Annotated in this window: 6 protein-coding genes and 1 tRNA gene; 2 read left to right on the top strand and 5 right to left on the bottom strand. The window is 48.9% G+C overall.

Features of this window, described 5'->3' with window-relative positions:
* Nucleotides 1-14: 14 nt before the first annotated feature.
* The 4 genes from HYN48_RS15100 to HYN48_RS15085 form a co-directional block, all read right to left on the bottom strand.
* Complete coding sequence (locus HYN48_RS15100) at nt 15-5435, bottom strand: choice-of-anchor D domain-containing protein (RefSeq protein ID WP_108373208.1); 5421 nt, start codon at nt 5433-5435, stop codon at nt 15-17.
* 326 nt (nt 5436-5761) lie between these two features.
* A complete protein-coding gene (locus HYN48_RS15095; protein ID WP_146171832.1) occupies nt 5762-12838 on the bottom strand; it encodes a DUF8202 domain-containing protein in 7077 nt (2358 codons plus the stop codon).
* Nucleotides 12839-13218: 380 nt separating this feature from the next.
* Nucleotides 13219-21309: a zinc-dependent metalloprotease family protein gene (locus tag HYN48_RS15090; protein WP_108373204.1), complete on the bottom strand. Its 8091-nt coding sequence runs from the start codon at nt 21307-21309 to the stop codon at nt 13219-13221.
* A gap of 225 nt (nt 21310-21534) precedes the next feature.
* Nucleotides 21535-21611: transfer RNA gene (locus tag HYN48_RS15085), tRNA-Met, on the bottom strand.
* A gap of 150 nt (nt 21612-21761) precedes the next feature.
* On the opposite strand from HYN48_RS15085, the gene HYN48_RS15080 reads away from it, so the two are divergent.
* Entirely contained in the window at nt 21762-22154 is a 393-nt protein-coding gene (locus HYN48_RS15080) for an START-like domain-containing protein (protein WP_108373202.1), read from the top strand.
* 51 nt (nt 22155-22205) lie between these two features.
* A complete protein-coding gene (locus HYN48_RS15075) occupies nt 22206-23045 on the top strand; it encodes an aminotransferase class IV (protein ID WP_108373200.1) in 840 nt (279 codons plus the stop codon).
* Here the strand turns inward: HYN48_RS15075 and HYN48_RS15070 are convergent.
* Entirely contained in the window at nt 23042-23602 is a 561-nt protein-coding gene (locus tag HYN48_RS15070; RefSeq protein ID WP_108373198.1) for a YqgE/AlgH family protein, read from the bottom strand. The genes HYN48_RS15075 and HYN48_RS15070 overlap by 4 nt on opposite strands.
* Nucleotides 23603-23727: the final 125 nt, after the last annotated feature.

Genomic DNA, 23727 nt, shown 5'->3' with positions numbered 1-23727 from the left:
GATGGGGTTTATGCTTATCTCACGATAATCTTTTTAGAAACAGACCCGGTTGTTGTTTTGACCTTAACAATATAGGTACCGGCACTGATGTTTTTAACAGGAATGCGGATGTTCTCCTGATTTTCGTTTTTCACATCCCAGGCGGAAATTTGTTGTCCCAGCACATTAAACAGGACCGCAGATTCCACTGTAGTCGAATTTAGCGTATTCTTAATATTGAGCGTCTGGTCATTATTTGTAAAGATCACGCCGATTTGATTTTCGTTTACCGGATTTGTCACCCCAAGCGGATTCGAGAACCTTAATGAGAAACGCTGTTCGAATGTTCCGGCATCCAGCACCGTTTCAAAATTGCCCTCCCTTAAATTGTGGTAAGAATCGTCAAGTGAATCATAAATATAAATAGGCTGATTGTCATCAAGTTCTTCCACGCCATCCAAGCTGAATTTCACGGGTGCAGCGGTGTCGGAAGTAACACCCAACGGGTAAATTGCAGCATCCTGAAAGTATCCTACTCCTTGGATTAACAGGTTTCCATCATTTGTCTTGAAGTACATATCGCTTGGATTCGCATCGAAGCTTAGGGCATCGTAACCGATATCGAAACCATCTGTAGCATCGCTGCCCATAAAGCCGATCAGCAATTGACGGTGCATCTCAGCGTTGTTGTCGAAACCAATCCTGATTTTAGGTTTGCCTGCTGAGGTCGCCGGAGTCGGTGTGTCTTCGTCAGTTGTTGTCTGAGCTGTCCTGAATAAGGCGTTTGAGGTGCTTTCGTTTTCTTTGATAAATGCACGCTGGCTGTTTTTAAATTTCAACGAGCCACCGGTGGTACTCCCTTGTACAAAGAATCCCTGTCCAACAGGAATATACCTTCCGGGCGTGTATGAGGTCGAGGTGCCGGTACCGCCCGTGCCGGATGCCTTAACCTGTGGAGGCAGACCGCCTACCAGGTTGAGCGTGGCATAGCCACCCTTGTAATTGGCGTACACGTGCGTGTTATTCTCAGGGGCGTGGATCCAGATATACAGGGCACTGTCCAGTGCGCCGCTTGTCCCGGGATTGCCACCGATTATGTTGTCTTTTATAAAAGCCTCAGAATCCAGTGCTGAAGGATATGGATTACCTACAAGGCTCAGGTTGCTGGCGGCTATAGGGCTGGTGATATCGCCGTTGTTCGGTTTGCCTACGAAAACGTAGTTTTGGTTGGATGCCGCGGCATTCGATCCCTTTAAGGTAAATCCCTGGCCGGCAGAAAGTGCTCCGGTTTCACCAACATATGACCAGCTCGCATACGCATTGGTAAGATTTTGGTATTTATATATCCAGGCGCGACTTAACGTTACGGGTGTGGTGCCCGGCGCATCCTGATCATTGATCCATTGCAGGTTTACCGGTGAGCCGGAGGTCCCGTCTTTCATTACGCCATCAACCGTATAGGTGCTTACGCCTGCACCATTCGTTGAAGGAATCACCGGCGAACTCCAATAATTGTAATTAAATGGATTTTTTGTTCCTTGCTGATCGCGCTCTATCTTACCGGTTGTTGTCGTGGCCAGGTCGCTGCTTGCACCCTGTATCAACTGAGATTTCCCGGTCAAATCTATTGTTCCCTGCAAATCTAAATACCAGGTGTTTTCAATTTTCTTGTCGCTGTTTACGGTGATTTTCTTCCCGGCGTCGACGATGAGGCCCACTCCCGTAAGATTGTTTGCCAACGTCACGTCGTGCTGCACCTTAATAATTGAATAATCATTGGCGGCTACGTCGGGACCATAAATGAAGTTCTCTGTATCGGTCAGCGCTGTGCTATCCAGAATTCCTGCCTGTTTCGTTTTGAATGGCAATGGCGCGTTCTGTGTTTTAAGGTACTTTACGTTATAAATCCTTGTGAATGCAGTATTCGACTTGTCATCGTCAATTCCGGCAATCGTATAATCGTCAATTACATCATTCTTGTAGTTATCCATCCTGAAGTAACCGATCAGGCTTGCCCAAGTTGTCGATTCAATTTCCTTAGTGGTAATTACCGTTCCTTTAACCTTGTTGGTTTCGCCAAGCTGGATTTCCTGATATACCATTTTTTGGATCTGGTCTGCAGTCAATTGGGTGTTGAACACACGAATTTCATCAATATATCCTTTGAAGAAATTTGTAAGGGCTCCGGAAGTTTTAGCGATGGTGAACTTTGAAGTGGTTGTCGGCAATGAACCTGAGGCTGCAACGCTCGACACCAATTTACCATTTAAGTACAGTAACAGGCTTCCTGATGAACTGTAAGACGCCGCGACATGGTACCATCTTTTCAAATCCAGAGCCGTTGAACTGAATGTAGTGCTCACGTTCGGTGTGGCTGCGCTTAATTTTCTGTCACTTCCCACGCTCAGGTACAAATTCGAGTTTCCGAAAAGCACCCCCGCGCTCGCGAAGAACTCATCTAATTTGATCCAGCCCATAATCGTAGCGCTGGACAGGTTACTGATCAAAGCCGGTCCTTCACCATAATCGTTTCGGCCATCAAAATCTATCAGCAGTTTCTTGTCTGTGAAACTTCTTGGAGAGCCGTAGCCGGCAGCATTTACTGTAGAGGTATTGTTGTCGATTGCGTCCCTGATCCCGTCTTTGTCAACGTCAGTGGTGCCGTCTACTTTGCCGTCATTATTGCCGTCGAATGACGCAAATAACGTTCCGGCAATATCAAATGTTGAACCGTTGGATTTTACATCCCTGTAATCGGCTTTACCATCATTATTTGTGTCGGTAGGGAAAGCTTTACGCTTCGTTGCATCAACAACCCCCGTACCGAATACGTTAGGATCTTCATCGTTAAGATCCTGGATTCCATCACCGTCAGTGTCCGCGCCGCTGTCATCAACACCGTCGCCGTTGATGTCAGCATCTCCGTTGTATTTTGCATTTGCGCCTCCGGTGTAGAACGTGTCTTTTTGTGCTTCGTCGATATCAAAAATGCCATCATTGTCGCTGTCAAGATCCATGAAATCATAAATCAGGTCGCCGTCAGAATCCAGTGGGGTCTGACCGACAACGAGGTCATTTAATCCGTTGGTATTTGCGTCAACCCATTTTGTGCCGTTGCTTAAATCCATCGTGCTCTTACCGCTGCTGTATGCGCCAAATCCTGCCTCTACAACATCAGGGATACCGTCATTGTCGTCGTCAAGGTCAAAAATGTCCGCGTCACCATCACCTTCAAGGTCGCAATACTTTTGAGAGATGACGATATCATCCATCGCCAAATCGTTACCGAATCCGCCCGGCGAGGTGTTGCTCAGCCTGATCTTAAAGCTGGTCCTTGATCCCAGGTTTGCCGTGGTGGTGAAATTTTTCCAGATTGACGTCGTACATGAGTTCCCGCTTGCACAACGCGTAATGCTCGGTGTTGTATAAGTTGTACCGGAAATTACCGCATTGGTGCTGGTGTCGATAAATTCTACTTTGATTGTTGGGGTTTTCCTTGGAAGCTCGCTTGGAGAGAAAGCGGAATCCAAATTGTCAAGGTTCATTACCCAAAAGCTATATGACACGTCTATATTAGGTAGAATGCCGTTGATGGTATTTTCGTAAAATACGCCGGCGTTGTTTGATGCGTTGAATACTGCCATCCTTCCGTTCGTATCACCCGGAGTATGGTCATCAGACTTCACCCAGGCATACCATGAGAAATCAGAGATATTTGTCGGATCAGCCTGATTAATACCCGCAATCTTGTAGTAAACGGTATAATCATCATCATAGAGCGTCTGGCCGCTTTCGAACGTATAATTCGTACTCGCCGAGGGTGTCGTTTCGCTGATCTGCACGCGGGTGGTGCCTGTCCCGAAATCCTCATTTAAAAATATCGTAGACGCCGTAAGGCTCGAAACAGATTTACATATTGATTCTTCTAAAGTGTCCGGCACCCCATCGTTATCGTCATCGAGATCGTTGTTGTCAGTGATGCCATCACCATCGGAATCCAGGTAGGTATTTCCGGTTCCTGCTATTGAAAAGTTGTAAGGGTTCGCGCCAGAAACGTTCGTCACGATGCTGAATGACCCGACACGCGATCCCGCTCCTGAAGGGTTGAAGCTGATCGTGAAAGTGACTTCCGCCCCGGGTGCAACTGTGGCAGCCGGAGTCGATGCACTGAATTCGACAGCATTTGTACCCCCGATGGTAACAGCGCCCAGCACCACCGTCGCGGTACCTGTATTTTTTATAGTGTAAGTCCTGGTCAGTAAGCCTGAAAATATATATTGGGCCCCAAGATTGGTAAAGTCTGACGTGCTTGGTGAATTGTCGTTGTCGGAAATTACGGTATTGTTACCCGAAATCGTCATGTTTGGTGTCCCTCCGTTACCGGTAATGGTAAACGTGTAAGGGTTTTCGTCGGCATCATTGTTGGGGATGCTGATGATTGCTGTGCGTGTTCCGACAGCACTCGGATCAAAAGTCACGGTAAATGTCGTTGATCCGCCCGAAGCAGCTACGGGTAGGGTAGGTTGGGTGGTTACTGAGAAGTCAGCCGCGCCGCTGCCTGAGAAGGTGATATTCCCGATGCCTAACAATCCCACGCCGCTGTTCTGGATGGTAAAGGTTTTCGAAATTGTCCCGGAATAATAATCGACCGTTCCAAAATCAGTGTTGTCAGAAGTTGATGGCGAATTGTCGCCCGTCGCAATATTATTTCCATTTCCGCGGATATTGATTTCAGGGTTGTTCCAGGTCACGATCACACGTCCGTTTGCGCCGGCACCACCGGAAACGGTTACCGCTGAGTTTCTCAGTGCTCCGCCACCGCCACCGCCGGGAGTTGTCCCTGCTGTACCATTTCCGCTTCCAACCGCCACCAGCCTGCCTGCTCCACCGTTTCCACCGCCATTGAGCGCAATTCCTCCGGTAGACGTAAGTCCCGTAGCACCATCATTGGCCGTACCAGCTGAAGCGCCGCCGCCTCCACTGAAGGCTACCCCAGAGGTAGCGCTAACTCCAGCCCCGCCGGAATATTTAATTGTTCCTGTACCGGCAGATGCCTGGCCGCCTGCTCCACCTGTGGCGGAGTTTAAACCGACCGTTTTGCCGCCTTTTGCGATGACCAATGTTGAAAAAGAGGAATCTTCGCCGTCAGCGATATCGGTCGTAGCGCCCGTACCCACCGTGACGTTGTATGTTCCTGCCGTAAGCACGATTGTGCTGCTGGAATACGCACCACCACCGCCACCGCCGCCCGCGCCGTTAGACCCGCTTCTTGAGCCGCCCCTTCCTCCGGCGCCCCATACGTGTATTGTGGCATTGTAGGTATAGCCAGCAGGTACGGTAAAAGTGCCATCAGAGTTAAAAGTTGCGGTGTTGTCCTGTGCAGCACTGTATGCTGCAGATAAAAGTAAACTGAAAAGAAACAACAGTTTCTTAAATGTCATTGTAGTATTTTCCATAAGACTCAGATTTTGATTTGGGATTAAAATCTGGGGCGAATGTAAAGTGTTAAAATCGAGCCGGGAAATATATTCGTTGAGTGGTATTTTTTATCGATAAAATACACGTTTCACATGCTCTGAAAAGCCTTTAAAAATCAGTGTTTTACGTATAAATTAAACATTTCGCACCATAACTTTTTGTGATAGTTATTTGTAGGATTTTTATTCACCTGCACAATAGCTTTTTTCACCGCAATTTTAGCTCATTTCAGAGTGCCGAAAAAGCAAAAAAAAATGGCCAATACTCATTGGCCATTTTTCGAAATCCTGATGTGGACAATTGATTATTTCATCACTATTTTCCTGCTGAAGCTTCCTGCAGACGTGTTGATTTTTACAATGTATGTGCCGGCAGCATGGTTTTTTACCGGGATTTGCAACAGCGCATCACTATTGCCGTCCATTTCCCACGTTTCAAGGCTTTGTCCCAAAACATTGAAAAGGGCTACGCTGTTGACTGTGAAACGGTGTTCGTTGTTCTGGATGTTGATCGAATTGTTGTTATTTGTAAAACTGATTGCAGGTCCGTTAGGCTGCTGGTTTTCAATCCCCAATGTCGAGCTTACAAACCGCAGTGAGAAGCGGCTTTCATACGTGCCCTGTGGTAAGACCACATCATACGTTCCGGCTTTGATGTCGTGGTAGGACTGGTCTTCGTCATCGTAGATGTACACATCCTGGTCGTCCTCGAAGTTAATCATTTCGTCTATGTTGAATTGCACGTTTCCGTCAATACCGGCCTTCACGCCCAGCGGATAAATATTGGCTTCGTTAAAGAACCCTTCTCCCTGGATGATCAGCCTGGTTTCTCCGTTGAGGAAGTACATATCGTCTGCCAATTGGTCGAACATCACCGCGTCATAACCCGGATCAATCGCACTGGTAGCATATTCGTTCATAAACCCAAGCAGCAGCTGCCTGTGGTAATTTGTGGCCGAGGTAAAGCCCAAACGAATTTTCGCAAATCCCGTAACGAGATAACTGTCGTCCTGGTTTCCTGAACCGTTGCTGTCGGAAGCCGAATTGGTTTGGTTGGCATTCCTGAACATGATGTTAGATGAGCCACTGGTTTCCTTTACAAAAAGGCGCTGGTTGTTGTTGAACTTAATTGATCCGCCGGTGCTGTTACCGACCACGAAGAATCCCTGTCCTACGGGAATGAACCTTTTTGGGATGCGGCTGCTCGAACCGAGTCCGCTGATGCCGGGCGCTGCCACCGGAGGCGTTCCACCCACATTGGTCAGTGCGGCGTAGCCACCCTGGTAGTCCGAGTAAACGTGGGTATTGTTGGTCGAATAGTGTTCCCACAGATACAAAGTCCCGTCAATCGAATCTAAGTTGTCGTTGATGAACTGTTGCGAATCCAGGGCCGAAGCATACGGATTGCCACACAAATTGAGGAATCCCGCGCCGATAGGCAGCGTAATGGCGCCATTGTTTGGTTTTCCGGTGAAGGTGTAATTCTGCGTCGGGGTCGCTGCCGCAGATCCTTTCATGGTGAAGCCTTCTCCGGGAAGCAATGTGCCGGTGGACCCGATATAACCCCAGTTGGCATAGGCGTTACCCACGTTTTGGAACTTGAAAATCCACGCATCGGAAATCGATATCGGATCGGATGCGGTAACGCTCTGGTCTGACACCCAGTTGATGTTCTTGATGTTGTCCGGATCGGAACCGTCCCTGATGACGTCAGTTATAGTATAGCCAAGGTTGTTTGCGGTCGTGCTCAGTGCGCTCACTGGCGAAGACCAGTAATTGTAATTGTACATGTTAGACTGGCCCTGCTGGTCACGCTCTATAGCACCTGAACTGGTAGGATCGAGATCGCTTCCGAAAGGCTGCACCAGTTGCGATTTGCCGACAAGGTCAATCTTTCCGTCAAGGCTCAGGTAATGGGTCACTTCAATCTTAATGTCATTGTCGGCAGTCAGTTTGTTGCTCAACATGTCGAGTTCCAACACGACTTTGTTTGTGCTTGTCGTAATGTTATGACTGGTCTGCACAATATTCCAGCCAATCCTTGTGGTGCCGTCAACAATAGAGAAGCTGTAAGGATTGTCCTGGACATCGCTGTTTTTCCAGGTAGTATCCGTGGTCCAGTCGCCGTCAGCATTTGAGACATAAGGCAGCGGTGCGGTCTGGTAATCTACCGTGATGAGGTTTTTGATGGCTGCGGTGTAGTCGTTGTCAGACATATCCTTGGCATTGGTATACGTATAAGTGGACATTGGGTAGTACGCTTTTACGCTCGACCATGGAATGCTTTTCACCTCATTCAGCGTGACTGTCTGCGGGACGATGCTTCCGTTCACTGTGCTGTCGCTGTGCTCGCGCAGTTCCTGGTTCATCACGTAACGCAGCTGTGCCGCGGTGAGCGCAGTGCCCCATACCCTGACTTCGTCAATGGTGCCGTTGAAGAACGATGTGGTGTTTGTGCCATCTGCGGCAGCGATAATAAACGATTGTGTATTGGCGGGAACCGGTAGCAAAGCTTCGGTGGTATCGAGTACACCATCGATGTACATGCGTGCATTGGTGCCGTCAAATGTAACCCCGATGTTGTGCCATTTCCCGGTAGGGATGACTACTGAGGAAGTGATGGTCTGCTTTGTGCCGTTCATCCAGCTCATTTCGGCAAAACCACCGCTGTTGATAGACAATTCGTATCCTGTCGTGAACGTGTTGTTCCTTTTGGAGAGAATGGTGCGGTTTGACGCATTCCTTTTTATCCACGCGGAAACGGTGAAATTGGTGTTGTTCAGGTTCAGTACATTTCCGGCATCCATGTAGTCGTCGACACCGTCAAATGAAATAGACCTGACAAAGGTGCGTTCCGGGGCGTAGCCGAAAGTGATGTATGTGGTACCGTTAAAATCGTAAGTGGTTTCCAATTTGGAGCCATTGGCGCGCATCACCCTGTATTCTGCCGTAGGGCTGAAAATCGGGCTGCTCGAAATGAACATTAAAAAGTCGCCCGGCGGAGTGATTGTCGAAGTCAGCAGGGTAGAAGGGACCGATACGGTTACGGTTTTCACGTCGCCGCCATTTTCAATCACTTTCCATGTCCTGCCGATGGAGACGAAATCAACCTGTGTGGTCAGCCCGGCCACTCCGGCACTCATGTTAACGAGAATCGGGGCCTGTGCGCCCAGTGTGCCATTGTTGCTTCCCCAGATCAGGAAGTTCTTGTCGTTGTCGAAAGTAGCGGTATTGTCTGAATTTTTGGCTTCAATGGTTGTGAGGCCCATGGTCACGTCACTCGAAGTATTTTCGGTACGCGATTGTTTTTGATTCAGTTGTGATTTATCATCCCTTCCGATTCCGGCGATGTTGTAGTTAAAACCGTTTGCCGACGGATAGATTGTCGTGCCATCAGAATCTACATAGTCCTGGCTCACACCATTGACACCTAAAGTGATGCCGTACTTGATGGCAAGGTAAGACTCGATCTTGCTCTTGTCTGCATTCGAATTCAGGCTGCTGTAGTTGATGATTTCAAGGATATCGCCTTCGTAGCTGGCATCAAAATATTCACTGCGGCCCAACCAGTATCTGGAGTTGACAATGTCTTTATAAGGCTGGTAATTGGTACCTGTAAGGTATTCGGTAGTGCTTAGTGTCGAGCCGTTGCACAACAGCATCATCCTGCCCGTTGCTGTGTTCCTTCTCGGGTTAAACATGTTTACGCCCGAATAGATTTTCGTAGCATTGTATTCGGCGATTCCGTAGCTGCTTGATGCCCCCTGGTTGTAGGCTACGATATCCGGGTTGGCACCATATCGCGTAGAGGTGTTGCCCATCTCAAACCCGGTAACATCCTGGCTGTTCTTATTGATTGCGATGTCGTCCCCACAATAGATATCCTGAGCGCTGGTAGACGACGTAATGTTGTTTTTAGGCTTTAAAACGATGAACATATCCTGGTTGTTGAATCCCTGGTTGCCATATAACGTACTGGCACCGTTGAATTTGATGACCGGATTGAAGTTTACGTTGTCAGCGGTATTGTTCCTGAATTTAGGTTCTCTCGAAAATTTTGCAATAGCATCTTTCGTGCTTCCTGTGGTCTGGTCATTCCAGATGCTGAGGTTGTCGTTGTCATTTACAGTACCAATCTCACTATTGGCCTTGAGCCAGAATTTGAGGTTGCTGGTCACACCTCCGGGTCCGTTGGTGAGTGCTGTCGTATTCTGTACCTGAGCCGTAACCACAAATGTAAATGTCGCTTTTGATGACGGGCTGTTGGCGTTGCTGGTCACAGTGACTGTAGCAGAGAATGATCCTACAGATGACGGCGTGAAAGTAACCACGAATGAAGCCGGAGAGCCCGAGTTGACTGTGCCTGACAAGGACGAAATCGTAAATCCTGACCCTGCAGTGATTGCTGTCGACGAAATGGCTAAACTGGATGTGCCGTAAGAATACACGTTGAATGGAATCGCGATCACTGTAGAAAGATCTGTGATACCGAAGTCGGTCTGGTTGGCAATGCTCGATGTGGTAGCACCGTCTGAAATGGCCACCTCATTGCCTTCGATACCGATATCACGGCCGGAGATTACACCGTTTCCTTCGATTACAAAATCGAAAACACCCTCGTCGTCGTCGCTGTTGTTGATGGTGACGATGGCCACGGCACTTCCTGTATTTGTTGGCGTATAACGGATCTGGAAGGTGGTGCTTCCGCCCGCTGCTATGGTGCCGCTTGGCTGGGTGATGACAGTGAAGAATCCGCTTCCGGTTACTGAAACATAGCTGGGTCCGCCGGATAAAGTCAATGGCCCCGTCCCTAAATTCTGTATTGTAAATGTACGTGTCGTTGAATTGCCAATGGTAGTAGTTGTGAATAGCGTACCGTCAGCAGCTGCGCCACGGGCGGCACCATCAGCAATGGTAACGCCGAGGCCCTGTATATTAATTTCAGGGCTTACACCAGTTCCGCCGGTTCCCCTTATGTAGAAATTAAACGGGTTCTCATCCGAGTCATTTGTCACAAAAGACAAAGTGGCATTCCTAACCCCGGCGGCTGTTGGCGTAAATTTTACGGAAAAAGTCGTACTTGCGCCGGCAGCCAGGTTAGTGGCTGGTGAAGTCATCAATACGAATTCAGAGGCATTGGCACCGGCGATCGTAAATGTTCCAATTGTCAGTGGCAAGGTTCCGATATTCTGTATCGTATAGGTTTTGGTTGACGAGATCAGCACGTTCACAGTGCCGAAATCGGTATTGTCTGTAGTTTCCGGCGTCGTATCTTCATCGGCGATGTTAAATCCATTACCTGATACGGCAATCTCCGGTGCATTCACTGTCGCCAATATACCTGTCCTTGGCGAGGTGACGCAGCCTCCGTTAGAAACTTCAATGTAGAATGTGGTAGAGGTGACGATATCCGGCGTCGCAAATGACGTGCCTGTTCCCAAAGCGGCACCTCCGGTCGCTGCAGCAAACCATGAAATCGTTCCGGTTGATGCCGTGGCGCCTAAGGTCACCGATCCCGTTCCGACCCGTGAGCCCGGAGTCGTCGTGAGCACGGTCGGCATGGCGGTGGCCGTTACAGCAAGGGTTCTCGGTGTACCGCTTCCGCAAGATATGGAAGGCGTGACGGTGATGTTACCCGAACCGCTTCCGGCAGTTACCGTAACGGAATTGGTTGTTCCTCCCGCGGTTTGTGTCCAGCCTGAAGGGAAAGTCCAGTTGTATGTTACCCCCGATACCGCTGTGACGCTATAGTTCTGGATCGTAGTCTCACACACATTGGTAGCCCCCGTAATAACGCTTGGCTGGGCCGGCGCAGTTGATGGTGTTACGGCAAGCGTGCGCGCGGTCGATGTGCCGCAGCTGTTTGTCGCTGTTACGCTGATATTTCCGGATCCCGCTCCAACGGTCACGGTAATCGAGTTGGTGTTTGTACCGCCGGTTTGTGTCCATCCTGACGGCAATGTCCAGTTGTATGTTACGCCGGCTACGTTTGTTACTGCATATGATACCAAAGTCGCGCCAATACATGGTGTAGCATTACCCGTTATCGCAGCAGGCTGTGCCGGCGTTGTAGTAGGACTCACGGCCAATGTTCTGGCGGTTCCTGAACCACAACTGTTTGATGGTGTAACCTGTACGTTGCCCGTGCCAGATCCTACCGTTACGGTAACCGAATTTGTAGTTCCTCCTGCGGTTTGCGTCCAGCCGGAAGGAAAAGTCCAGCTGTACGTTACACCTCCAACACCGGTCACAGAGTAAGATTGTGAGCTTCCGATACATGGGGAGTTGTTTCCTGTGATCGTTGAGGGCTGCGCCGGCGTGGTGATTACGGTCGTCGAGGCAGTGTTATTTGTACTTATTGATGAGCTGCAATTATTTGGCGATGTGCCGCCGCTTGCAAGATTTGTTATTGTTACGGTAGTCGCGCCGCTATTTGCCAGTGCACTGGTGTTGAAAGACCCGGTCCCGGCTACGGTCACCGTCATTGAAGCAGTGTTGCCCGTTGCAGTATTGCTTCCTGATAGGTTATATGTCACGGTGTAAGTGCCTGTAGGAAGGTTTGCTGCAGCGCCGTTTAAAGTGACTGTTGCGGCACTTCCCTGACAGGTATTTGCGGGCAGCGTACTGGAAGTCAGGCTGTAAGTGGAGCATACCCATGTAATAACTACCCTTCCTGCTGATCCACTTCCACCGGCCCTGTCAGTAGTGGTTCCTGTGCGCCCGCCTGCACCTCCAGCACCATAGCCACCGGCAGCAGCTCCGTCTCCGCTGGTTGCTGAGCCGTTAGCCCCGGCAGTACCGCCTGTGACTGCAACTCCACCGGTGACGCCTACGGCAGCGGATCCATTGGAACCTGTACCTGCACTGGCACCACCACCTCCTCCAGAAGTACCTCCGGCAACTCCGGTGCCACCATTTCCGCCATAAAAATTAGTGGTGCCACCGACGTTGCCCATTATAGGAGCCGTCGCACCTGCTGCTGTATTGCTGTTTACGATGGCTGCATTTCCGCCGCTGCCACCCACTGCCAATATCGTCAGAGTGGAGCCAAACCACGAAGATCCACCCGCGCCACCGTTACCTGTAGAACCGACGCCGCCGGTACCTACCGTAACCGTGTAGGTGTTACCGGGAATAACGTTGACGGCATTGTTCCTGACATAAGCGCCACCGGCTCCGCCACCACCGGCAGAAGGTGCGCCGGTAGCCCCGCCGCCCGCGCCACCGGCACCCCAGGCTTCAACCCGAATGCTTGTTACGCCTGCCGGCACGGTAAATGATCCTGTTGTTGTAAATGTTTGCGATTGCGCAAAACTTAGGGCAGTAAAGAGCAAGCAGGCTAGTAGGGTTAGCCTGCCCATTAGTAGGGTAGTTTTTTTCATATCCTTTGGGGTTAGATATTAAAATATGTATTTATTCTTTTTCAGAGAACTGCGATAAAACTACTACATAAATTCCTAATAATAAAACTTTTGAGGCAAAAATTTTAACAAAATAATCGACGAACGGTTTTCAATCGTCGCCAAAGTGCATAAAATAAGGGTTTTTAAGATTTCTTTAAGAAATTATTTTTTTTGGTATTTCAGACTATTTTTACTTGGCAACTCATTATTAATGTAGATTTATACAAAAGTTATCAACATAACGCGTTACGGTTTTTCCAAAATTAATCGCGCAAACTCCATTCGCCGAATCGGAGCTAAAGTAAAAAGGCCTTCTAACAAACAGAAGGCCTTTTCGGATTGAAATAAAAATGGATTTTTTAGTACACCACTTTTTTGGTGATTACGGTATCATTTTGGGAGGTGACCTGAACGAGAAGCACTTCTTTTTCTGCTCTTAAATCGTTTAGCTGCAGGGAAGTTGAATTGACTTCATTTCGCTCGTAGATCAGTCTTCCGCGAATATCGAAAATCTTAACGGATGCCATCGGCTGTATCGATGTCCTGATGTTTAAGAAGCCGTCTGTCTTGTACACTACGACATTGTTTTCATTAAACACGGGACTGTTAGTGCCGAGTGGCGCGCTTTGGTATACAATTTCGAACCGGTTGGCAAACGTTCCTTCCAGGCTCTCGAACGTGTAGGCACCTTGTGACATGTTATGCGTCAGCCCGACGACGTTGTCCTTGATAAAAATAGACTGGGCACCTGCAAATAGGCCGTCGACATGGTCAATGGACAGCGTATACGTCCCTGGGACATCAGCACGGAAATTAAGCGGAACCACATCGGTATCCACGAATGGCAGCGCACGCCCCTGGATTACAAAACTTTCATCATCGATGATACTTGAAATGCTGCTCCCATTTTCAATCAATACACCGTCTATCGATTCGTCTTTCGCCTGCGTAGCGCCATCCATGTAGGCAACAAGGATCTGGTTTGCAGGTCCGTTGTTGCTGCTAAGGTTCAGCCACATACGGTGTTTCTCAACAGGAACGGTCCTGAAAAACTGGCCTGCATTGTTACCTGTCCTCATGGCATTGGTAAACGTGGCGGTACCCGGCGTGGTTTTTGCGAGTACAAAGCCCTGTCCTGTCTGTATGCTTCCGTTAGGTGTAGCGCCTCCAGCAATAGAAGCAACGCCTCCGGTGGTGTTGTATGTGGCATAATTTGCCCCGCTTTCTGCGCTTTGTGACGTGTGGGTCCAGAAATACAGCGTTCCGGGGTTGCTTGCCAAGAAAGCATCGGCATCGATTGTCGAAGGGTAGGGGTTACCAATAAGGTTGTACCCTTGTCCGTTCGTCACCGTCACCGGCAGGGTTTTGCTACCGTTATTCGGCACCCCACTGAAACTACCGTTGAAGGTGGTTGGGGTAGTCGGGAATGTATTGGGCGCCCTGATCATATATCCTTTAGCCACAGCAAAGTCAGTCGTCGACGGATTTACAGGTGCAAATGAGTTTGTGGTTTCGTCGAGTACATAAAACCGATTCGTCAGCGTTAGCGGTGAGAATGTCAGCAGGTTTTGCGGATATACCGGCGACGACCAGTAAACATAATCCTGGCGGCGCATCTGTGCTGTTCTTTTGGAAGTGATAGTGCCCGAATTTGCAACGTCTTTGATCTGTATCAAATTCGCGTTGTTCCTGAAAGTTACGGTCGCAGTTGGCGAAACGGTCACTTTGCCGGCAATGGTAAAGTCGTGACCTGATAAGACATTGACATCAAAACCGCCATTTATTTCCAGTTCGCAGGCGGTCAGGTCGCCGACAGAGGTGTAATTGGCGTTAATCACCGCCTTGACACCGGCAACGGGGTAGCCGTTAGTCCACGTGTTTCCATCCCAGGTAGTGATAATCGGGGCAGTTACCGTGAAGTTTTGTGTTTTAGAACAGCCGCTCGCATCGGTTATGGTACAACTGTAATTGCCCGGAGCAAGGTTTGTTGCAGTAGCAGCATTACCTCCTGATGGCGACCAGGAATACGTATAGGGGGCGGTACCACCTGTAGCAATGACCGTGGCTGTTGCATCAGTTTCACCGTAACAGCTGATACTGGTCTGGCTGAACGAATTGCCTAATACTGTTGGCTGGGTAATGGTGAACGCCTGGTCCTTAAAGCAACCGTTGGAATCAGTAATCCTTACCGAATAATTCCCGGCAGCCAGGTTTGACGCCGTAGCGGCAGTCCCGCCCGAGGGCGACCAAAGATAAGTGTAACTTCCGGTCCCGCCTGAAGCGACAACGGTAGCCGATCCTGTCCATGCTCCGAAACACAATACGTTGGTTTGTGATACGGTATTTGAAATTGCAGCCGTTGGCTGTGTAATTGTGAACGCCTGATCCTTAAAGCAACCGTTGGCATCGGTAATCCTTACCGAGTAGTTTCCTGCAGCCAGGTTTGAGGCCGTAGCGGCAGTCCCGCCCGATGGTGACCAAAGGTAAGTGTAACTTCCGGTCCCGCCTGAAGCGACAACCGTAGCCGATCCTGTAGCCGAACCAAAACACAGTACGTTGGTTTGTGAAACAGTGTTAGATATGGCAGCTGTTGGCTGTGTGATGGTGAATGCCTGGTTTTTAAAGCAACCGTTGGAATCAGTAATCCTTACCGAATAGTTTCCTGCAGCAAGGTTTGAAGCTGTTGCGGCAGTACCGCCCGAAGGCGACCAAAGGTAAGTGTAACTTCCGGTCCCGCCTGAAGCGACAACGGTAGCCGATCCTGTCGATGCGCCGAAACACAATACGTTGGTTTGTGATACGGTGTTTGAAATTGCAGCCGTTGGCTGTGTAATGGTGAACGCCTGATCCTTAAAGCAACCGTTGGCATCGGTAATCCTTACCGAGTAGTTTCCTGCAGCCAGGTTTGAGGCCGTAGCGGCATTTCCTCCCGAGGGCGACCAAAGGTAAGTGTAACTTCCGGTCCCACCTGAAGCGACAACGGTAGCCGATCCTGTCGATGCTCCGAAACACAGTACGTTGGTTTGTGATACGGTGTTTGAAATCGGAGCTGTTGGCTGTGTAATGGTGAACGCCTGGTTCTTAAAGCAACCGTTGGCATCGGTAATCCTAACCGAGTAATTTCCTGCAGCCAGGTTTGAGGCCGTAGCGGCAGTCCCGCCCGATGGCGACCAAAGGTAAGTGTAACTTCCCGTCCCGCCTGAAGCGACAACGGTAGCCGATCCTGTCGATGCGCCGAAACACAATACGTTGGTCTGTGATACGGTGTTTGAAATTGCAGCCGTTGGCTGTGTAATGGTGAACGCCTGATCCTTAAAGCAACCGTTGGCATCGGTAATCCTTACCGAGTAGTTTCCTGCAGCCAGGTTTGAGGCCGTAGCGGCATTTCCTCCCGAGGGCGACCAAAGGTAAGTGTAACTTCCGGTCCCACCTGAAGCGACAACGGTAGCCGATCCTGTCGATGCTCCGAAACACAGTACGTTGGTTTGTGATACGGTGTTTGAAATCGGAGCGGTTGGCTGTGTGATGGTGAACGCCTGGTCCTTAAAGCAGCCGTTTGCATCGGTAATCCTTACCGAATAGTTTCCTGCAGCAAGGTTTGAAGCCGTAGCGGCAGTCCCGCCCGATGGCGACCAAAGATAAGTGTAACTTCCGGTCCCGCCTGAAGCGACAACGGTAGCCGATCCTGTCGATGCTCCGAAACACAATACGTTGGTTTGTGATACGGTGTTTGAAATCGGAGCTGTTGGCTGTGTAATGGTGAATGCCTGGTCCTTAAAGCAACCGTTGGCATCGGTAATCCTTACCGAATAGTTTCCGGCAGCCAGGTTTGAGGCTGTTGCGGCAGTCCCGCCCGATGGCGACCAAAGGTAAGTGTAACTTCCGGTCCCGCCTGAAGCGACAACGGTAGCCGATCCTGTCGATGCTCCGAAACACAATACGTTGGTTTGGGAAACAGTGTTAGATAGAGCAGCTGTTGGCTGTGTAATGGTGAACGCCTGATCCTTAAAGCAGCCGTTGGCATCGGTAATCCTAACCGAGTAGTTTCCCGCAGCCAGATTTGACGCCGTAGCGGCAGTCCCGCCAGATGGCGACCAAAGGTAAGTGTAACTTCCGGTCCCGCCTGAAGCGACAACGGTAGCCGATCCTGTCGATGCTCCGAAACACAATACGTTGGTTTGTGAAACAGTGTTAGATATAGCAGCGGTTGGCTGTGTAATGGTGAACGCCTGGTCCTTAAAGCAGCCGTTGGCATCGGTAATCCTAACCGAATAGTTTCCTGCAGCCAGATTTGACGCCGTAGCGGCAGTTCCTCCCGAAGGCGACCAAAGGTAAGTGTAACTTCCGGTTCCGCCTGAAGCGATTACGGTAGCCGATCCTGTAGCCGAACCAAAACACAATACGTTGGTTTGTGATACGGTGTTCGAAATCGGAGCTGTTGGCTGTGTAATGGTGAACGCCTGGTCCTTAAAGCAACCGTTGGCATCGGTAATCCTTACCGAATAGTTTCCTGCAGCCAGGTTTGACGCCGTAGCGGCAGTCCCGCCCGATGGCGACCAAAGGTAAGTGTAGCTTCCGGTTCCGCCTGAAGCGACAACGGTAGCCGATCCTGTCGATGCTCCGAAACACAGTACGTTGGTTTGTGATACGGTATTTGAAATCGCAGCTGTTGGCTGTGTAATGGTGAACGCCTGATCCTTAAAGCAGCCGTTGGCATCGGTAATCCTTACCGAATAGTTTCCGGCAGCCAGGTTTGACGCCGTAGCGGCAGTCCCGCCAGATGGTGACCAAAGGTAAGTGTAACTTCCGGTCCCGCCTGAAGCGACAACGGTAGCCGATCCTGTCGATGCTCCGAAACACAATACGTTGGTTTGTGAAACAGTGTTAGATATAGCAGCTGTTGGCTGGGTAATAGTAAACACTTCATTTTTCGTACAGCCCGTCGCATCGGTAATGGTACAGGTGTAGGTTCCGGCGGTGAGGTTAGACGCTGTGGCCGCGGTTCCTCCTGACGGCGACCAAGAGTAGGTGTAAGGTGCTGTTCCGCCGGATGCTACTACAGTAGCTGAACCGGTTGCGGCGCCAAAGCACAGAACATTCGTTTGCGATGGGGTATCGGTAACATTACAGATATCAATGTTGAGCACCTGCCCGCCTAAAAGCGCGGTATTGTTTCCTTTTACGGAGAATTTGAAGCTATCCGGATTCGTATTGGCACCACCGTGCACATACGTTACGAGATTGTTATTGATGTCAGCCTGCGTGAAGGAACCGCCCAGGGCTAATGTCGTTCCACTTAATTTCAGGGAGCCATAAGTCGGTAGTTTGGTGATATTGTAAATCAATTGTGTTGCCGTAGCTGAAGGTTGTGCGGCAAGCAGCTTACTCTGCGCAATAGTAGCCGTTGCTGATTGCGCCATCTTGACCGAGTTTATTGTTGCCGTTACGTTGTTCACTACCTGTAACTTTCCGCAAACGGTCATACTCATGCCGGTGAAATTTCCGCCAGCTCCGGTTACCCTGTCGGTAGCCAGTAAAATCCACGTTCCCAATGAAGAGGAACCGTTAAAATTCGACAAGGGCTGGTTGGGTTGTTTTGTACCGGTCAGACCGCCGCTGCAACCGGTTGGTATAGGCGAGGCGCTGTCATCCCAGGTTACATTCATTCCGGATCCTGAGCAATCCCGATTATAGATTTCAGCAAAGTTTCCGGTTGGGCCACTGAACTGCATCTTAAGGTCGGTCATTTGTGTATGCGTACCGGTCAGCGTGAGGTTGACGTCGCTGATCATGATGTCATCGGGCACATCGAGACGGGCGCTCACAGCGTTGGTGCCTGTAGTTTCCCATGTCGCATCATTATTCTGGAAATACACATTGGAATATGTTTTGCAAAGGTCGTTAGCTATCTGGAAAACGTACACTTCCGAAAAACTGCCGCTGATGCAGGGGTTGATCGGTTTTACTCTCCAATAATTTATAGTGCCCTGCGTCAGGCCTGCCGTTTGGTAATACGGCGTGGTTACTGTGGCACTTTCCGTAACAGTAGCAAAGGTCGGATCGGTTGAAATCTGTACCTGATAAGACGAAGCGGTAGTAAGGTCAGACCATGAAAGCAGGGTAGAGGTCTGTTGGTTTTTTGCTCCGTTGGACGGACTTGTCAAAGTGACGTTGCCGATGGCGTTGTCAAACACTTTCAGCGTCAGCGGAAGGTTGATCGTAGCGCTGGGTGCCGTTCCGGTAAATGTCAGCGGATAGATTCCTGCAGCGACACCACTGATTCCATTAACGGTCATCGTCACCGTGCCGGAAGCCGCTAAGGTCGTCGGTGAGAATACTGCAGAGGCGCCGGAAGGCAAACCGGTGACGGAGAAGGCGGTAGTTTCAGTGAACGGGGTTGCTTTGGTGTAGGTTACTGAAAACACTGCGCTGTTTGGCTTGCATGTTGGTACGGTGGCTTGTGATGTCGTCAGTTCAAAGGTGTTGGCCTTGATTTCAAAATCTGCATTGGAAATGTCGAAATAAATGTTACCGACTGCTTCCACCTTAATCCTCATATTTTTACCGACGTTGTTAGGAACCGTAATTGCCTGCGTACCGTCGTTTGGCGTAGACGCCAGTATCGTTACGGGATAGGTGTATCCGCCATCGGTAGACAGCTTGATGGCCACGTTGGCCGTCGAAACCGGGGTAGCGGAGGTTCCTGCAACATCCCAGGTTACGGTTTTGGTTTCACCGACATACCACAGGATGCCGGAAGTATTGGGCGATGTGACCAGAAACGGACCTGCCGAGGAAACCGTTACAACAGAGTTGTCGCTATTGGTCTGTCCGCCCAGCGTGCTGTTGTCGCGGACGGTCAGCCTGAAGTTGAGTGTACGCGCTACGCTGGGCAATACTTCCCAGGTTGGGGTGGTATTCGCGACAATTGCGGTCATTTTAGGGAAAGTCCGCGCGGGGCTGGTCGTAGCAAAATATGACCTAAATACAGGTCCGGCCGTGTTGGTGCTTACGGGTGGCTGGGTACCGCCGTCGGTAGCGTCAAATTGTTCCCAGCAATAGGTGAGTACGTCTGCCGTATCAACATCGGTGGCTGAGCCGGTCAGTGTAAAAGGCGTTCCCTTCGGGATGGTATAGTCAGCGCCGGCATTAGGTATCGGTTCCGTATTGGCGATAGCGGCTTCTGATTCACACGTATGGCCTGCTATCGCTGCGGTGATTTGTGCGATGCTCCTCGCGTGGAAATATGCGTCACTGTTGTATTGCACGTTCGGTGAACAGACGCCGGCATACCCCATGATGGTGGTCCCGCTTCCCACTTCGTAATCGTCAGCTACCTTTGAACCAAAACAGGCGTTATAATAGGTATGTCCTGCAGAAAACTGGTGCCCGATTTCGTGGCATACATAATCGATGTCGAAAGGGTCGTTTTGCGGCGACACGATTCCGGTCACGCCGCTACCTTTAGTGGACGCGTTACATGGGCCGGTTCCGGCGATCCCGCCGCCGCCTGTGCTGAATACGTGCCCGATGTCGTAAGCACTCGCACCGATCAGGCCGGTAATGTTTGATGTGTTTGCGCTGAGCATCGTGCTTCCATTGTAATTGTCGTATGGGTCAGGATCGGCTGTGGGCGTATCGATGTTGAATTCGTTAATGTATACGAGCCTGTTTTCACTGGGCACAACCTGGAACACTACGGCAAAATCGTTTCGGTACACGCTGTTTACCCTTGTGATGGTGGTATTGATGGCAGCGAGTATGGTACTCATGGTGTTGCCATAATAAGCGGAGTATTCTGATGTACAGGCAATCGCTATGCGGTAGGTCCTTAGTTTGCCGTCGATTGAGTTCCTTGCGGTACTTGGCGTGGGGGCGCCGTCGGCAAGGTTGATGTCCAACTCTTTCATGTCGGCGTTACAAATAAATGGATTCTCAGGGTCTTTAGAACAATCTGCCCTGTCATACACGATGTAGTCATTTCCGTTATTCCTGAAATTGTACGGATCGATGTAGATGGTTTTTTCTCCTGTGATGAGGCCCGTAAATCCGCCCTGATCCATACTGATGTAAATTTTGTTCAGCGGATTCCTGGCACTTACGCCGTAATATGACCTGATGTCGGTGTAGGTTTTCTCGAGATCAGGATGCAGGACGCTGACCCTTTCTATGTTGAAAGTTTCAGTGGTGCCGTCTTCGCGTGGAAAATCGATTTTTACGGCTGCAGAAAGGTTGTTGTGTTCGTCCCTTTTTACGGCATGGCTTAATTCGGATCTGATGGCCTGTAAATCCAAAGTATAGATTTTGTATTTGTCGGGAACCGTTTTGCGGTCCGGTCGTTTCATAGACGCGGCACCGCTTTTAGATTGCCATGGATTTATGGTCTGGGAAAAACATAAAGGGGCAAAAAGGATGCTGGCAAGAATTGCCAGTAGGGTAGATTTTTTCATTTTAATCAGATTTGGTAGACCAAACGTATTAAATGAAAGTTAAATCACCAAATTTTTTATCGATTAAATGCATTATTTTATCGATAAAATACATAAAAGCACTTAAAAGTAAGTATAATCCTACTTATTTATGTTTTTTTTGATTTGTTTTATCATCTGACTAATAGTTGAAACAATTCTAAATAGAAAAAGGCTCTCAGAAAGTCTGAAAGCCTTTTATTTTCTTGGTAGCGAGGACGGGAGTTGAACCCGTGACCTCAGGGTTATGAATCCTGCGCTCTAACCGACTGAGCTACCTCGCCATAGTTTCGGTTACTGCATCCGGGAATGCGGGTGCAAATATATAATTAAATTCAAAGGGTGCAAACTAAAAACCCACAAAAAAATTAATTTTTCAAAATGCGCTTTTTTAATTTTTATTCTATATATTTCCAAAAAAATTACCCCGTTTCATGGAAGTTAAAGTAAAATATGAATTGGAATTTCCTATAAATTCTTCACCCCAACTCTTATACCAGTATATATCAACACCTTCGGGTTTGTCTGAATGGTTCGCCGACAATGTAAACTCACGCGGTGAATATTTTACTTTCATCTGGGATGACTCCGAAGAACGGGCGCGGATCGCGTCAAAGAAAACCGGAGAAAAAATTAAATTCCGCTGGATTGATATCAATAATGAGGATACCGATTATTTCTTTGAGCTTCGCATCCTTGAGGATGAGATTACAAAAGACGTGTCGCTCATGATCATCGACTACGCACCTGAAAGCGAGCTTGACGAAGCTGCATTGCTTTGGGAGAATCAGATTTCAGACCTGAAACATGTGATCGGTTCGGTATAAATACTAAAACAGAACGCTTATATTTGCCCTGAATTTTCAGGGCTTTTTTTTATGGTGAATTTTAATGGTACGATTCTGGATTCGGAAAATGCAAACCTCGCTTCAAATCGCGGTTTCCTATATGGCGACGCCGTTTTCGAGACAGTAAAGATTGTAGACGGCAAGGTCCTTTTTTCGGAAGACCATTATTTCAGGCTGATGGCGTCAATGCGTGTCGTCAGGATGGAAATCCCTATGGACTTCACGCTCGAATATTTTGAGGAACAAATACTAGATCTTGCCCACGCTGAACACTGCAGCGCCTCTGCCAGGGCCAGGATAACGGTATACCGGAACGACGGCGGGAAATATTTGCCCGTCGGCAACGAGGTTTCTTTCATTATTTCGGTTTCGGTGCTGGGAAATCCGTTGTACCAAATTTCATCCGGGGATTATGAAGTAGACCTGTATAAGGATTTCTACGTCGCTAAACAGTTGTTGTCCGGGATAAAATCCACCAACAAGATTCTCAATGTGGCGGCCTCAATTTACGCCAACGAAAATGGCCTACAGAATTGCCTGCTGCTCAACGACGAAAAAAATGTCATTGAGGCGACACAGGGCAATGTTTTTATGCTGACCGGCAGCAAGCTCGTTACCCCTCCCGTTTCGGAAGGCTGTGTCAACGGGGTCATGCGTCGCCAGGTGCTGGCTGCCGCAAAAAATATGGGTAACCTTGAAGTGTCTGAACAAGTCATTTCTCCATTCGACCTGCAAAAGGCAGATGAGCTTTTCATTACCAATATCATTATCGGAATCCAGCCGGTGTCAAAATACCGGAAAAAAGAATTTGGATCGGCAGTTGCGGAAGCTTTACTGCAGAGGATCAATACTCAAATTCGACTCGGTTAGTTCAGGATTGGGTTTTCGGGAGCGTTTGACCAGATCAGGTAATCACCGCCCAGCTCAATGATTTTTTCTTTCCAGAAATTGGCAGTTGATTTGCCGATAATGCGGTTCTCGTAATCATTCCGCGCGATGATCCATGAATTGGAGTCCATTTCGGATTCGAGTTGCTTGGGTTCCCATCCGGTGTATCCCAAAAAGAATCGGATATTTTCCTTATTGATTTCGCCCTGGTTGATCAGTTCCTTGGTGGATTCAAAATCCCCACCCCAATAAATCCCGTTTGATATTTCGATACTGTTTGGGATCAGCTCCGGGATGTTGTGTATGAAATACAGGTTGTCCTGTTCGACCGGCCCTCCGTTGTATATCTTGAACTTGGCATGAATTTCAGGAATCAGGTCGTTGATGGTGTATTTGAGCGGTTTGTTGATAATGAAACCGACAGAGCCTTCGGCGTTGTGGTCCGCCAGCAGTATCACCGATCTGTTGAAAGAAAGGTCTCCAATTATTGACGGCTCTGCAATTAGCAAATGTCCTTTCTCCAGTTTGTCTGAAATCATTTTGCTGAATTTTTACTAAATTTAGTAATAAAAAAATTAAGTTTCCAAATATAATATTACGTTTTTTACTGCCGGACTTACAAATGACAATAAAAAAAGCCTTCAAATGAAGGCTTTTCGTTTAT

Source organism: Flavobacterium magnum, from assembly GCF_003055625.1.
GTDB classification, from domain to species: Bacteria; Bacteroidota; Bacteroidia; order Flavobacteriales; family Flavobacteriaceae; genus Flavobacterium; species Flavobacterium magnum.
This window is presented reverse-complemented; position numbering and strand designations above follow the sequence as displayed.